At 59.7% G+C, this 13,815-nt stretch carries 13 protein-coding genes; 10 read left to right on the forward strand and 3 right to left on the reverse strand.

Annotated elements, in window-relative coordinates; genetic code table 11:
• Positions 1–188 precede the first annotated feature (188 nt).
• Entirely contained in the window at positions 189–512 is a 324-nt protein-coding gene (locus tag ACUY3D_RS02965; RefSeq protein ID WP_070533064.1) for a hypothetical protein, read from the reverse strand.
• Positions 513–560: 48 nt separating this feature from the next.
• Here ACUY3D_RS02965 and ACUY3D_RS02970 point away from each other — a divergent pair, with 48 nt between their 5' ends.
• The 6 genes from ACUY3D_RS02970 (at position 561) to ACUY3D_RS02995 (ending at position 8,899) form a co-directional block, all read left to right on the forward strand.
• Entirely contained in the window at positions 561–1,937 is a 1,377-nt protein-coding gene (locus ACUY3D_RS02970) for an MFS transporter (RefSeq protein ID WP_269948196.1), read from the forward strand.
• A 22-nt stretch (positions 1,938–1,959) separates the two neighbouring features.
• A complete protein-coding gene (locus tag ACUY3D_RS02975) occupies positions 1,960–2,991 on the forward strand; it encodes an ATP-dependent 6-phosphofructokinase (protein WP_070524457.1) in 1,032 nt (343 codons plus the stop codon).
• A 39-nt stretch (positions 2,992–3,030) separates the two neighbouring features.
• Positions 3,031–4,629: an aspartate:alanine exchanger family transporter gene (locus tag ACUY3D_RS02980; protein ID WP_070564279.1), complete on the forward strand. Its 1,599-nt coding sequence runs from the start codon at positions 3,031–3,033 to the stop codon at positions 4,627–4,629.
• 34 nt (positions 4,630–4,663) lie between these two features.
• The gene (gatB, locus tag ACUY3D_RS02985; RefSeq protein WP_196189557.1) at positions 4,664–6,178 is read left to right on the forward strand and encodes an Asp-tRNA(Asn)/Glu-tRNA(Gln) amidotransferase subunit GatB; all 1,515 of its coding nucleotides are present in this window, start codon (positions 4,664–4,666) and stop codon (positions 6,176–6,178) included.
• 55 nt (positions 6,179–6,233) lie between these two features.
• The gene (locus tag ACUY3D_RS02990; RefSeq protein ID WP_448240333.1) at positions 6,234–7,289 is read left to right on the forward strand and encodes an NAD(P)-dependent alcohol dehydrogenase; all 1,056 of its coding nucleotides are present in this window, start codon (positions 6,234–6,236) and stop codon (positions 7,287–7,289) included.
• 185 nt (positions 7,290–7,474) lie between these two features.
• On the forward strand, positions 7,475–8,899 hold the full coding sequence (locus ACUY3D_RS02995) for a YkvI family membrane protein (RefSeq protein WP_269948199.1): 1,425 nt from the start codon (positions 7,475–7,477) through the stop codon (positions 8,897–8,899).
• On the opposite strand, the gene ACUY3D_RS03000 is transcribed toward ACUY3D_RS02995, so the two are convergent.
• Positions 8,896–9,585 carry a LysE/ArgO family amino acid transporter gene (locus tag ACUY3D_RS03000; RefSeq protein WP_269948200.1) on the reverse strand — a complete coding sequence of 230 codons (690 nt, stop codon included), beginning with the start codon at positions 9,583–9,585 and terminating at the stop codon, positions 8,896–8,898. The genes ACUY3D_RS02995 and ACUY3D_RS03000 overlap by 4 nt on opposite strands.
• Positions 9,586–9,655: 70 nt before the next feature.
• Here ACUY3D_RS03000 and ACUY3D_RS03005 point away from each other — a divergent pair, with 70 nt between their 5' ends.
• From ACUY3D_RS03005 to ACUY3D_RS03020, 4 genes are all read left to right on the forward strand, one after another.
• Positions 9,656–10,540: a LysR family transcriptional regulator ArgP gene (locus tag ACUY3D_RS03005; protein ID WP_448240334.1), complete on the forward strand. Its 885-nt coding sequence runs from the start codon at positions 9,656–9,658 to the stop codon at positions 10,538–10,540.
• A gap of 28 nt (positions 10,541–10,568) precedes the next feature.
• Positions 10,569–11,543, forward strand: coding sequence for a DoxX family protein (locus tag ACUY3D_RS03010; RefSeq protein WP_144269108.1), 975 nt, complete (start codon positions 10,569–10,571; stop codon positions 11,541–11,543).
• A 132-nt stretch (positions 11,544–11,675) separates the two neighbouring features.
• The gene (locus ACUY3D_RS03015) at positions 11,676–12,113 is read left to right on the forward strand and encodes a hypothetical protein (RefSeq protein WP_143335577.1); all 438 of its coding nucleotides are present in this window, start codon (positions 11,676–11,678) and stop codon (positions 12,111–12,113) included.
• Positions 12,110–12,424 (forward strand): transcriptional regulator, encoded by a 315-nt coding sequence (locus ACUY3D_RS03020; RefSeq protein WP_143335064.1) that lies wholly within the window; start codon positions 12,110–12,112, stop codon positions 12,422–12,424. The genes ACUY3D_RS03015 and ACUY3D_RS03020 overlap by 4 nt, the downstream gene beginning before the upstream one ends.
• Before the next feature lie 111 nt (positions 12,425–12,535).
• On the opposite strand, the gene ACUY3D_RS03025 is transcribed toward ACUY3D_RS03020, so the two are convergent.
• The gene (locus ACUY3D_RS03025) at positions 12,536–13,804 is read right to left on the reverse strand and encodes a glycosyltransferase 87 family protein (protein WP_269948201.1); all 1,269 of its coding nucleotides are present in this window, start codon (positions 13,802–13,804) and stop codon (positions 12,536–12,538) included.
• Positions 13,805–13,815: the final 11 nt, after the last annotated feature.

The raw sequence follows: 13,815 nt of genomic DNA on the forward strand, positions 1-13,815 counted from the left end.
GCCATGCAACTCAACGACAGACCACGCGCAACCCTAGGCTTTGCCAAACCAGCCGAAAAAATGGCCGAACTGCTAGGCTATGCCACCGAAATCTAAAACCGTGTTTCCACGACCACTAGAATCCGCCTAAGAGGAGAAAACAATCAAAACCCCACGTGCGTTGTTGGCGGCACGTGGGGCGTGGGGATCTACTGGGCGTCGGAAAGCGCGTAGGCAGCGCCAGCGCTTGCGGCGGTGACGGTCAGGACTGCCGGCCAGGAGCCAATCTTCTTAGCCAGCGGGTGAGAGAGGCCAAACGCGCCGGTGTATAGGGCAGCCAGGCCAGCCGTAGTGGCGGGGTTCGTCTTAGCCCACCAGCTGCGTCCGGCCCAGACGCCAGCGGCGGCGAGCACTACGCCGCCTAGCGGGCGGATTCCAGTTTCCCGAGCTGTGAGCCATCCGCCAATCAGGCCCAGAGAGACGGTCGCGGCCGTCGATACGTCTTGTGGTTTCTTGATGTCAATCATTCCCATGCGCTTCAGTTTAGGCCGCCTGCATGGACGGTGGCTAGACTTCCCTCCATGAACCACGTAGCAACGCCCACGTCAGAAAAGCAAGCTTGGCTCGCCATGGCGGCGCTGTCACTCGGCTTCTTCATGTCGTTGCTCGACCAATCCATGATTGCCGTTGCGCTTCCCGACGTCCGTCGTGAGTTCAACGCCGACGTCAATCAGGTGCTGTGGGTCTCCGCCATCTATTTGCTCGCCGTGGTTGTGCCTCTTCTGTTTACTGGAAGGCTAGGGGATATCTACGGGCAGAAGCGAATGTTTCAGCTCGGCAACGGACTCTTTGGCCTTGGTGCACTGCTTTGTGCGCTGGCGCCATCCGTAGAGTTTCTCATCGCCGCACGGTCGCTACAAGGCCTAGGTGCCTCCATTCAGATGCCGCAGACCATGGCGGTGATCAACCGTGTTTTCCCTCGTGAGCGGCGCGGCCGTGCGCTGGGTGCCTGGGGCGTGGTGGGTTCGCTGGCCACTCTTGCTGGACCGCTAGTGGGAGGCTTCGTCGTAGCCGCGTTTGGGTGGCAGGCGGTCTTTTGGATCCACATTCCCATTGTCATTGCAGCGATTGTTCTTTCCGGCCTGTGGGTGCCTGCCTTGCCGACGGCGACCGGAAGGATTGATTTCGTGTCGGTAGGGGCGTCGTTTGTCGCGTTGACCTGCTTCGTCTTTGCGGTGCAACAAGGGCCAGAGACTGGCTGGCCGTGGTGGATTTGGGCCCTCCTCGTCGCCGGAATTGTCGGCATGGCTATCTTCGTGCGCCTGCAATCATCCCGTGGGGCGGCAGCGCTCGTTCCGCTTGGGTTGTTTAAGGACCGTAACTACTCCGTGGGCACGGTGGCCATCGTGTCCATGGGCTTTATGGCTGCGTCGATGATGATTCCGATCATGATGTGGTTGCAGGTCGAGCAGGGTTTATCGGCGGGAGATGCCGGAATGATCGTCACGCCGATGGCTCTGGTTTCTTTGTGCGTGTCACCGCTAGCGGGCATTTTGGCAGATAGGCTGCATCCACGACTATTAGCGCTCACGGGCTTCGGCATGTTGATTGCCACTTTCGCCGTGCTGTGGTTCCTCATGCACGCGGGTGTTTCGGGGTGGTGGCTGAGCCTGCCATGTGCGGCCTTGGGGGCGGGACAGTCCTTTATTTGGGGATCCAATGCCGCGACGACGATGCGCGATATTGATGCACATCTCATGGGAGCTGCTTCCGGTGTCTATAACACATCGCGACAGGTGGGCTCGGTGATTGGTGTGGCCGGTGTATCAGCAGTCATGCAGGTCGCCGGCGCGGCGGACTCGCTGGTCGCTATCGCTGCGATCCTTTTCGTCGGGTGTATTGCTTCGCTCTTCTTCCGGGATACCCTGCACGCTGGTGTGGAGACTGCGAGCCAATAGGGAAGCGAGTAGATTGGATGTCATGCGTCTTGCTGTACTGACATCCGGTGGTGATTGCCCCGGTCTGAATGCTGTTATCCGCGCGGTCGTTCGCACCGCATCCAACGAGTTCGGCGATACGGTCGTCGGCTACGAGGACGGCTGGGTTGGTCTGATGGAAGACCGACGCCGTGACCTTTATGACGACGCTGAAATTGACCGCATCCTCCTTCGCGGCGGAACCATCCTTGGTACTGGCCGCCTCCACCCAGATAAGTTCAAGGCTGGGCTGGACACCATCAAGGCCAATATGGCCGATGCTGAGGTTGATGCGCTCGTCGCCATTGGTGGCGAGGGAACTCTCAAGGGTGCTAAGTGGCTTTCTGACAACGGTATCCCAGTTGTCGGCGTTCCAAAGACCATCGATAACGACGTCAATGCAACGGACTACACCTTCGGTTTCGACACGGCCGTGTCCGTGGCCACCGATGCGATTGACCGCCTTCACACCACTGCTGAGTCCCACAACCGCATCCTCATCGTGGAGGTCATGGGCCGCCACGTTGGGTGGATTGCGCTGCATGCAGGCATGGCCGGCGGCGCGCACTACACGGTGATCCCCGAGGTCCCATTCGATATCGCAGATATCACCAAGGCGATGGAACGCCGCTTCCAGATGGGTGAGAAGTATGGCATCATCTGCGTCGCCGAAGGCGCACTTCCCAAGGAAGGCACCATGGACTTCGAAGCGGGCGGTGTCGATCAGTTTGGTCACCAGACCTTCAACGGAATTGGCCAGGTCATCGGTGATGAGATCAAGAAGCGCACCGGTTACGACGTGCGCACGACGGTCCTCGGCCACATCCAGCGCGGCGGCACGCCGACGGCGTATGACCGCGTCCTGGCAACCCGTTACGGCACCCACGCCGCCCGTGCCGCGCACAATGGTCAGTCCGGAATGTGCGTCGCCCTCCACGGTGAAAACATCGACCTCGTCCCGCTCGAGGATGCCGTGGGCAAGCTGAAGGTGGTTCCGGCAAAGCGCTATGCCAACGCGCAAGCCCTCTTCGGTTAAACGCCGCGACAAGGCCGCCCATAGTTAATAAAGGTTTCGATGACAAGCGTATTAGCTTTCCTTGCTGAGCAGCCGGTCCTGTTGGTGTTTTTGCTGATTGGCATCGGCATGGCGCTCGGCGGCATCAAAACCCGGGGAATTAGCTTAGGGGCGGCCGCCGTTCTCTTCCTTGGTATTGCTTTTTCGGCCGCCGCCTCCGCCGTTGGTGTGGAGGCCTCCGTACCTCCCATTCTGGGAATGCTCGGGTTGGTGCTCTTTGCCTTTGGCATTGGCAATAATTCTGGGGTGTCCTTCTTTAAGTCGCTGAAAACCGCGACGGGCCCAGTGCTGTCGATGATCGGAGTCTTCATCGTCGCGGCGCTTGCCGCGTGGGGGTTGGGCACTTATGTCTTTGGGCTATCGAATGCCACCATCGCGGGTACTTTTGCCGGCGCTGTGACGAATACCCCCGCGTTGGCGGCGGCGTCGGAAGCTACGGGTGATCCCGGCGCAGCAACCGTGGGCTACGCGGTTTCTTACTTATTCGGCGTCATCGGCATGCTCGCGGCCACGGTGCTCGTGCTTCGCGACGCCGGGAATGACGACGACACCCTGTCACCCGTCACGCGCCAGCACATGCAGATTTTGAGAGAAATCGCGGTGGCAGAGATTGCAGACATCGGCAACGGGGAAGTGCAAGTGACCCGCCTGCGGCGCGTCGGCAGCAATGACATCGTTCTGCCGAAGTTTTTCGATGTGTTGCACCCAGGTGATGTGGTCACGCTCGTCGGTGCCCCGGAAGATCTGGACAATATCATTGAGCGCGCTGGCCGTGAATCCCCGCAGATCCTCAACGATGACCGCCACGAGCTAGACTTTCGTCGCATTACTATCTCCGAGCACAGCTTGGCTGGCCTGACTATTGCGGAGCTGAACAACCAGCTGTCTGACCGGTGGGGCGCGCGCATTTCGCGCGTTCGCCGTGCGGACAACGATCAGGTTGCTATCCCCGAACACATCGTGGAGCTGGGAGATCGCGTGCGCGTCGTGGGCTCAAAGAAGTCGCTGCGCGAGATCTCAAACTTTCTTGGGGATTCTTCGCAAGGCCTAACCGATATCAACCCCGTATCCCTCGGCCTCGGCTTGGCCCTTGGCATCTTTGTAGGGCATATCGATATCCCGCTTCCGGGCGGATCTTCCTTCAACCTCGGTGCTGCCGCCGGCGTTCTCATCGTCGCGTTGGTCATGGCGCGGATTGGGCGAATCGGCAATACAGTGACCGCATTGCCGCACTCAGCCAATACGATTCTTTCCGAGCTCGGACTGTTGCTCTTCTTGGCCCAAGCCGGAACGAATGCGGGCGGGGAGATCGCCGGTGCCTTTACAGGCGGCGCGTGGTGGAAGATTCTTCTCCTTGGCATCATCATCACAACGCTGGTCGCATTCGGGTTTGCCTTTGTGATGCGCCGATTCCTGCGCGTCGGCGCTACAAAGACGGCGGGTGCTATGGCCGGAGCTCAGACTCAACCGGCAGTTCTCGCTTTTGTGAATAATCGGACGAGCACTGATCAGCGTGTGTCCTTGGGCTATGCCATGGTGTATCCAGCGGCCATGATTGCCAAAATCCTTATTACGCACGGCATCACCTTGTTGGGTTAGGCGGTTGCGCACGGTGTCGCGTTAACATACTAAGATGGCACGCATGACTGCTGCGATGTATGACCTGATGGACTACGACGAGGTCCTGGAAAAGTTCGAACCCGTAATGGGCATGGAAGTTCACGTGGAGCTCAATACGGAAACCAAGATGTTCTCCACCTCTCCCACGAACTTCAACGCAGCCCCCAATTCCAACGTGGACCCGGTTTCGCTGGGTCTGCCCGGAGCATTGCCGGTGGTGAATTCAAAGGGCGTGGAAGGCGCCATCAAGATCGGTCTGGCGCTGAACTGCAAGATTGCGGAATCGTCGCGCTTTGCTCGCAAGAATTACTTCTACCCGGATCAGCCGAAGAACTATCAGATCTCTCAGTATGATGAGCCGATTGCATACGACGGCTACCTTGACGTCGTTCTCGATGACGGCACCGAGTGGCGCGTAGAGATTGAGCGCGCCCACATGGAAGAGGACACCGGAAAGCTCACCCACTTGGGTGGCGCGGACGGCCGCATCCATGGCGCGACCTCCTCGCTGGTGGATTGCAACCGCGCGGGCATTCCGCTCATCGAGATTGTGACCAAGCCGATTATTGGCGCCGGTGAGCGTGCCCCCGAGGTTGCCCGCGCCTATGTGTCCGCACTGCGCGAGCTCGTCGCGGCGCTGGGGGTCTCCGATGCCCGCATGGATCAGGGTTCGATGCGCGTGGATTCCAACGTGTCACTGCGCCCGGTGGGCCAGGAAGAGTTCGGCACGCGTACCGAAACCAAGAACATCAACTCCCTGCGCTCGGTCGAGCAGGCGGTGCGTTTTGAGATGCAGCGCCAGGCGCAGGTGCTTGTCGACGGTGGCGAGATCGTCCAGGAAACCCGCCACTACCAGGAAACGGATGGCTCGACCTCGAAGGGCCGCCCGAAGGAGACCGCGGAGGACTACCGCTACTTCAACGACCCGGATCTGCCGCCGGTGATTGTCTCCCGCGAGTGGGTTGAGGAGATCCGCCAAACCCTGCCGGAGATGCCGTGGATTCGCCGCGCCCGCATCCAAGAGGAATGGGGCCTGAAGGACGAGGAGATGCGCGATCTGGTCAACGCTGGCGCGCTCGATCTCATTATCGAAACCGTGGATGCCGGCACCAGCCCGGATGAGGCCCGCTCTTGGTGGGTTTCTTACCTGACCGGTAAGGCTAATGAGGCGGGCGTTGAGCTGAGCGCCCTCGATATCACCCCGGCTCAGGTCGCGCGCGTGGTCGAACTGGTCAAGGAAGGCAAGCTGACCACCAAGCTTGCTCGTAAGGCGGTCGACGGTGTCCTCGAAGGCGAGGGGGATGTCGACGAGGTCGTCGCCAAGCGCGGGCTCGAGGTCGTGCGCGATGACGGCGCAATCGAGAAGGCCGTTGATGATGCCCTGGCAGCCAACCCGGACATCGTGGAGAAGTACAAGGCCGGCAACAAGAAGGTCACCGGCGCCATCGTTGGTGCGGTCATGAAGGCCACCCAGGGTAAGGCTGACCCGGGGCAGGTTAACAAGCTGATTGCGAAGAAGCTCTCTTAATTGGTATAAATTTCCATTAGGCGAGGTCAGGCGGCTGCGGGGTACCGTGGTCGCCATGACTATTTCTACTAAAGCACTCCAAAAGACAGGCCCAAACGAACCTTTTAAGGTTGTGACCATCCAGCGCCGTGACCCGCGCGCCGATGACGTCGTCATCGACATCAAGGCCGCGGGCATCTGCCACTCGGACATCCACACCATCCGCAATGAGTGGGGTGAGGCGTACTTCCCGCTGACCGTGGGCCATGAGATCGCCGGCGTGGTGTCCGCCGTAGGGGAGGACGTCACCAAGTTCCAGGTGGGGGACCGCGTCGGCGTGGGCTGCCTGGTGAATTCTTGCGGCGAGTGCGAGCAGTGCCAAGCTGGAATGGAGCAGAACTGCCTTAATGGTGGTGTGGGCACCTATAATTCCACCGACGTCGACGGAACGATTACCCAAGGTGGTTATGCGGAGAAGGTCGTGGTGAACCAGGATTTCGTCCTGCGTATTCCGGATGCCCTTGACTTCGATGTCGCCGCGCCCTTGCTGTGTGCCGGAATTACCACCTACTCTCCGCTGGCTCGCTGGGACGTCAAGGAAGGGCAGAAGGTGGCCGTCGTGGGCCTCGGCGGTTTGGGGCACATGGGCGTACAGATTGCCGCTGCCAAGGGGGCGGATGTCACTGTCATCTCACGCACCTCGCGCAAGGCTGAGGAGGCCGCGAAGCTGGGCGCGAACCGTACGCTCGCCACCACCGAAGAAGAGGACTTTTTCAAAAACCACCGCGGGGAGTTCGACTTCATCCTCTCCACGATTTCCGCCGAGTACAACCTCGAGGACTACCTGCGGATGCTCAAGCCGCGCGGCATCATGTCTGTCGTGGGGCTGCCGCCGGAGGCCCTGCCATTGCGCCTCAACCGCCTGGTAGGCGGCGGCAAGGTGCTCACCGGCAACAACATTGGCGGGATCGCCGAAACCCAGGAAATGCTGGACTTTTGTGCCGAGCACGGCCTGGGAGCGGTCATTGAGAAGGTCGGCGTCGATGACGTCGATGCCGCCTATGAGCGCGTCGTTGCGGGTGATGTGAAGTTCCGATTCGTCATTGATACCGCTACGTTTGCCGAGCATTAAGAGGTGAGCCGCCTCATGCTTTAGCGGCCATTGGAGCAAGCTCTCTACGGCCGCACACCTGTTTTCCTTTCATGATGGAGTACCGTGGTAGTAGTGTGCCGCCGTACTCCATCAAAGGTATGGCGCGTTTTTATGCGCTAGCCATTAAGCATAAAGAGAAGAAACTAGAAAACAGATAGGAAAACGTGTCTTATAAAAACGTCGTAGGCATCGCTTTGTCCTTCATTGGCTTGCTCGTGGGTGCGGGCTTTGCCACGGGACAGGAAGTTGTCCAGTACTTTACGTCCTTCGGTATTCCCGGCATGTGGGGAATCCTGGTTGCCGGTTTGGTCATGACCCTTGCCGGTACAGTCTTCCTCCAACTAGGAAGCTACTTCCACGCCAGCGAACACAACCAAGTCTTCCGCAACATTACCCACCCGATCATCTCGCGCATTCTTGATGTTGCGGTGATTCTCACGCTGTTTGCGGTGGGCTTTGTCATGCTGGCAGGTGCTGGCTCCAACATGGAGCAGCAGTTCGGTTGGCCTGCGTGGGTAGGTTCGTTGCTCATGCTCGTGCTTGTCATGGTTACGGGTATGTTCGACGTGGACAAGGTCTCCCAAGTTATCGGCCTTTTGACCCCGACCATCATCATCGCCGTTCTCTTCGTGGGCACCTATACCTTGCTGCACATGCCGGAGAGCGTTGATGCGGCGATTAGCGCCTCTGAAGCGATTGAGTCCCCGATCCCGAATTGGTTGGTCTCCGCGCTGAACTACAACGGCCTCGCCCTCATTCTGGCTGTATCGATGTCCTTGGTGATCGGTGGCGATAACATCAGCCCGCGCGAGGCCGGCGTTGGTGGCATCGTAGGCGGCGCGGTCTACGCGGTGCTCATGGGTATCGCTGGTTTCTCCTTGCTGATGAACGCGGAGAATGTGGGAGATTCAGATATTCCGATGCTGACCCTGGTGGACAACGTTCACCCAGTCCTTGGCGTCATCATGGCAGTCATCATCTACCTGATGATCTTCAACACGGCCATCGGCATGTTCTATGCGCTGGGTAAGCGTTTGTCCTCCGGCAACGAGTCCAAGTACCGCATTATCTTTATCGCCGGCTGCCTTGCAGGTTTCGCGGTTTCCTTCGCCGGCTTCAAGGCGCTCATGCAGTACGTGTACCCGGTTCTGGGCTACATGGGCATCGTCCTCGTCGTTATCCTAGTGGTTGGGTGGCTGCGCTCCCTGGGCAAGATCAAGGATGAAGGCTTGCGCCGCGAGCGCATCCGCGCCCTGCTTCACCTGAAGCTGCACCCCGATGAGGAGTACGATGCAGCGCGTTACGACGATGAGATTGGTCAGCAGATCGCCGATTCCAACATGGATGATGAAGCCCTCTTTGAGGATCTCGTCTCCGATGTGGTCGATGAGCTGGATTCGGACGAGGAGCTCGACTTCGACAAGGAAGAGTGGGAAGAAAACCGTAACGATCACTCCTACTACACCGAGCGCGACGCCGTGGAGCAGGACCGCAGCGACGAAGAGATCAAGGCGTGGGTGGAAGAAACCGGCGCGGTGGGAGACCCCGCCGAGGATGAGGACCTCCCCGAGGACTCACAGAAAAATTAGTGGAGCAACAGCTTCGCTGTTAGCGCAAACATGACGCAGCCGATGATGATGTTGACGACGCGCCACGTCGTCGGCTTGGCCAGCACGTGGGAGAGCTTGTAGGCGCCAAAGCCCAAGGAGGGGAACCACACTGCGCTGGCCATGATGGCGCCGGCTGCGAACACCCAGCGCTGGTCGCCATACTGGTTTGCAATGGAGCCCAGCATGACCAGCGCGTCGACGTAGGCCAAGGGGTTGAGCCACGTCAGCGCCAATGCGCCGAGGACGGGCCTGACCCAGGATTTCGAGCGCACGCGGGGGCGAATTTTGGTGAGCACCGAGTTCCCCGGTGTCCCAGAGGAACCCGAATTCTCATCAACCACTTGGGCCACCGGTGCGGTTTCCTCAATGACAAGCGCTTCCTGTTCCTTCTTGAAGGCATCGCGGAAGCACGTGAAGCCGAAGTAGATGAGGTAGGCCGCGCCGAGGTACTTCACCACGACGAGCGCGGTGGGGAAGCGCTCCACAAGGACGCCGACGCCGGCGGTGCCGCCGGTGATCAAGATGACGTCGGAAAGCAAGCATGCCAACAGGATGGGGCCGACATGGTCGCGTTTAATACCCATCTTGATGATGTAGGCATTCTGCGGTCCGATGGCGATGATGAGGGACAGGCCCAGCGCAAATCCTGCGAGCAATACTGACATGGCTTCTAGTGTGCGTATATCGACATATGAAGTCCAGTTAAATGTTCTACATCTGGTTTAATATTGCTTCATGAACCCGCTGCATACCGAAACACTGCTGGCCATCATCGATGAAGGCTCCTTCGAGGGTGCCGCGGCTGTGTTGGGAATCACTCCCTCGGCCGTGAGCCAGCGCATCAAGGCACTGGAGGTATCGACGGGCCGCATACTCCTGCGCCGCGGGACCCCTGTCACCGTGACTGAGGCGGGGGAGATCGTCGCCCAAGCCGCGCGGCGCATGGCGCTGGTCCAGGCGGAAGCAGATGCGCGGCTTACTGAACGGTTGTCCCGCGTGCCACTGACCGTTGCCATCAACTCGGATTCCCTGGCCACGTGGTTTCGTCCCGTAATCCAGCGCACCGCCGAGCGCGGTGCGGCGGCGCTGCGCATCCGCATCGAAGATGAGGCCCGTACGCTCGCGATGCTGCGCCGTGGCGACGTTCTGGGAGCTGTGACTCGCGAGCAAACGCCAGTCTCTGGCTGCGAATCCACATACCTCGGTACCATGCGCTATTTTGCCGTCGCCGCGCCGGAGCTGGCGGAGACCTTCGAGGACTGGGAGACGCTGCCGATCGTGGGTTTCGGGCCGAACGACGCCACGTTGGATGACGCCATGCGTGAGCGCTTCCTCGACTCGCACGTCCTGCGCGCACGGGTATCTCAGATTCCCTCCTCGGAGTCCTATGTGGAGGCCGTGCGCTACGGGCTGGGCTGGGGTTTGGTGCCGCGCCTGCAGGCCCAGCCATTGCTGGAGTCCGGGGAGCTGGTGCTTCTCGACGACTTCCCGCTCGACATCGACCTCTACTGGCAACGCTGGCGGCTGGAGTCGGAATTGCTTGCCGATCTCACCGAAGACGTCTTAAACGCTGGCCATGCGGTTTTAGCTTCGCGCCGCGCCGGTAAAGATGCACCATAAGGGTCCTGTGCTGCCTTAAGTTGGAGGTATGAGCGATAAAACTCCTGATAAAGCCACCAACTTTGATGACGATATCCCGACCTACACGGGCAAAGACTCCGTGAAGGACAGCACCCCCGCGGAAGCTGCGGCCGAAAAGCCGAAGAAGAGCAGCCTCTTCCAGCGCCCGGGGCGCGCCGAGCCGCAGGTGATCAAGCCAAAGAAGGCTGAAGAGCCCGCCGTCGAGGCCGAACCCGAGGCGAAGACCGAAACCTTTGATAGCGCCTCCAAGGAATCCCTGTCTTTCGATAGCGCTGCCGCAGATGCTGAAACTGAAACTACTGCTTTCCCACGCGCGGAGGTGACGGCAGGAACCGATACGGAAACGACTGCAATGCCGGCGGCTGAGGCTGATGAAGAGCCCAGCGCCGTTGCCGTGGCTGACCCTGCGGCTGAGCCAGTCACCGCAACCGAGGCGGAGGCTGTAGAAGAAAAGCACCCGTCGGCCCGCCGCGGCACCATTGACTTTGGTCTGCTTTTCGTGCGCCTAGCGCTCAGTGTTTACCTGCTCGTGGGGGGTGCTTCGACCTTCTTTAAGCTCGGCGGCAACGAGGGACTGTCAGGCTTGGAGAACGAGTTCAGTGAGTACACCATGGCGGCGGCCTTGGCCATCGGCGTGCCGACCGTCCAGCTCATTGCCGGCGCCTTCCTGCTTCTGGGCCTGGTCACCCCGTTGGCCGCTATGTTCGGCCTCATCGTCACAGGCTTCTCCGCTATTCACGGCCTCAACGCCTCCGGTGCCGGGTTGGATGTCTTTGCCTGGAATGAGAGTGTCTGGCTGGGTCTGGTGCTCTTTGTTATCGCAGTGGCCCTGCAGTTCACCGGTCCGGGATTCATCTCCCTTGACTTCAATCGCTCCTGGACCCGTCGCCCACTGGCAACCTCGTGGGTCTTCATCGTCATCGGCGTTGCCGCGCTCGTGGCTATCTGGTGGTTTGGCGCTGGCGTTAACCCGTTGAGCTAAGAGTTTTAGCGCCGACTTAAGCTCCCAGCCTGCAGTTATACACCAACTATTGTTGTTTTCCATTGCGTAAAGTAAGTTGGTTTCCGTGATGGAAAACAATTACTTTGGTGCCGCAGGAGAGGAGCTTTAGTTTTGTCTGATCAGGATGTTCGAGACGCACTCGCATTTGAGGAGCAACAGCAGGTGGCCGCAGCGAAGCGACCGCCCGTCTGGCTGAGTCTGTTCGCATCAGCTGCATACGGCGCGTGGTTTGCCTACATGTGGATCAAGGATGACGTCCATCCTCTCGTCCTTGTTGGTGGACTGCTTCTTGTACTCGCGCTCTTGGTGAGTCTTGCCGTCTTTTACCGCACGGGGGTGCGGGATTCGATGCGTCAGAAGGTTGATCCGCACGCCTCCAGGAATGTGACCTGGCGCTTCTACGCAGGATTGGGGTTTATGTTTCTGCCGGCACTGTTCAATCCCTTTGTTGAAGGGCACGTTATTGCCTCGTGCATCGCGGGTGTGCTGTGCAGTCTGTCGGTCTTTTGGACGCTGCACACCGGTGCGCTGAATAGGATGCCGCGATGAGTGGGCTCGATCCGATAATCCACCCGCTCAACCGCTTTAAAATTTGCGCCACGCTCAATGCCTTCGGTGCCACGCAGGGAGGAGACGTCAACCGTGAGATGAAATTCGCCGTGTTGCGCGACCGCACGGAGCTTTCCGATGCCTCCCTGTCCAAGCAGCTCGGAGCGCTAGAACAAGCCGGCTACGTGACTCGCTTCCGCGAATACGGCACCAGCCGCGCTAAGGACTCGGTGTGGGTCGCCTTGACTGAGCAAGGCAAGACCGCCTTCGACGGTCACTTGGCAGCACTCAAGGATTTAGCTGAGGGCTGAGTTGGGCGCATAGTATGGCGTCGCTGAGGTGCCAATGTTGCCAAAGTTTTCGCGCCCGCCGCAGGCGCGGCGAATAACTTTGGCAGAACGGGCAGTTTTGCGTTTCGGGGCTTAGTTGGTTTGGGCCGCAGCGAGCTCGGTATGTGGCTTGTCGGATTGAGCGCCTCGAGCTTTGAGGCAGATGGCGTAGAGAATCCAGCTCAGGAGTGCCAGCCACACGAAATCATCGACCAAGAACTTCTGATACAGCGGCATCGCGTGGACATCGATGTTGTCACCAAACCACCACTTCGGCGGAACGGTCAGCAGCATGCCTGCCCAAGCCGCGAGAACAGCCAGCAAGCTGCCAGCGACCCAGGTGGAATTGCGCCAGGACCATGCGCGGTAGACCAGAAGCGGGACGATGAGGGACAGCCACACCCAGTGGTGTGACCACGAGACGGGGGAGATGAGCAACATGATGGTGGCGGTGGTGAGGTGGGCGTCGACAAGCAAGCCGCGCCGCATTTGTGCCAGGAAGAGTGCGGAGCCGAGGCCGATGACCGTGAGCGCAGCCACGAGCCACAGCACGTTGATGAGCATGCCGTGGTTTTCCATGGCTTCCTGGGATGTGAAGAGTCGCTGGATGACACCCTTGAGCGAGGAATTGGACTGATAGTCCGTGGCCACGCCGAAGTCTGCGCCCTTGCCCATATCGAGAAGCTTTGAACTGAAGAATTCGACAAAAGCCTCCCAGCGGTAGGCCGCGGCCAACAGCGTTGCCACGACAGCGGAGGCGAAGGCTGTGAGGATCGGCTTCCACTCGCGGCGCAGCAGGAAGTAGAGCAGCATGGCCAACGGGGTGATCTTGATGGCTGCCGCGAGGCCTATCAGCCAGCCCTGCGGAAGTTTGCGTTTGCGGGGGACGAGATCGAAGATGACCAACGCCATGATGACGATGTTGATTTGCGCAAAACCGTTGTTGAGGCGGATGGGCTCAAAGAACATCGCCGCGGCCCACGCGATCGCCACGGTGGGCCACAGGTGCGGCACCTTGAGTGCGCGGAAGATCGCGTAGAGGCACGCAAAGACCAGGGCGTCCGAGAGGACGATCATGATATCGCCCGCCAGGGCGTCACTCATCCAGTCAAAGGCTGTCAGCGGCACCATGACCAGTGCCCCGAAGGGCGGGTAGATAAAGGGGAGCGCCAAATCCCCGGCGTACATGGGCTCAGAATAGACAGAGCGGCCCTCCATGAAGGCGCGGACGCCCTCACGGTAAATGATCATGTCCACAGGGTAGTCCGTGTGGAGAACATGGCGGATGACGCCCACCAGGCCAATGATGAGCCCGGCGGCGGTCAGCAGTGTGCGCCTTGCGGCGTTAGTGGCGAAATTCATCGCCCCATACT

It is taken from the genome of Corynebacterium guaraldiae (genome assembly GCF_053480195.1).

Excerpts from the sequence above, each read along its gene's own strand:
- ACUY3D_RS02965 (WP_070533064.1), bottom strand. The coding sequence starts at position 512 with ATGGGAATGATTGACATCAAGAAACCACAAGACGTATCGACGGCCGCG.
- ACUY3D_RS02970 (WP_269948196.1), top strand. The coding sequence starts at position 561 with ATGAACCACGTAGCAACGCCCACGTCAGAAAAGCAAGCTTGGCTCGCC.
- ACUY3D_RS02975 (WP_070524457.1), top strand. The coding sequence starts at position 1,960 with ATGCGTCTTGCTGTACTGACATCCGGTGGTGATTGCCCCGGTCTGAAT.
- ACUY3D_RS02980 (WP_070564279.1), top strand. The coding sequence starts at position 3,031 with ATGACAAGCGTATTAGCTTTCCTTGCTGAGCAGCCGGTCCTGTTGGTG.
- gatB (WP_196189557.1), top strand. The coding sequence starts at position 4,664 with ATGGCACGCATGACTGCTGCGATGTATGACCTGATGGACTACGACGAG.
- ACUY3D_RS02990 (WP_448240333.1), top strand. The coding sequence starts at position 6,234 with ATGACTATTTCTACTAAAGCACTCCAAAAGACAGGCCCAAACGAACCT.
- ACUY3D_RS03000 (WP_269948200.1), bottom strand. The coding sequence starts at position 9,585 with ATGTCAGTATTGCTCGCAGGATTTGCGCTGGGCCTGTCCCTCATCATC.
- ACUY3D_RS03005 (WP_448240334.1), top strand. The coding sequence starts at position 9,656 with ATGAACCCGCTGCATACCGAAACACTGCTGGCCATCATCGATGAAGGC.
- ACUY3D_RS03010 (WP_144269108.1), top strand. The coding sequence starts at position 10,569 with ATGAGCGATAAAACTCCTGATAAAGCCACCAACTTTGATGACGATATC.
- ACUY3D_RS03020 (WP_143335064.1), top strand. The coding sequence starts at position 12,110 with ATGAGTGGGCTCGATCCGATAATCCACCCGCTCAACCGCTTTAAAATT.
- ACUY3D_RS03025 (WP_269948201.1), bottom strand. The coding sequence starts at position 13,804 with ATGAATTTCGCCACTAACGCCGCAAGGCGCACACTGCTGACCGCCGCC.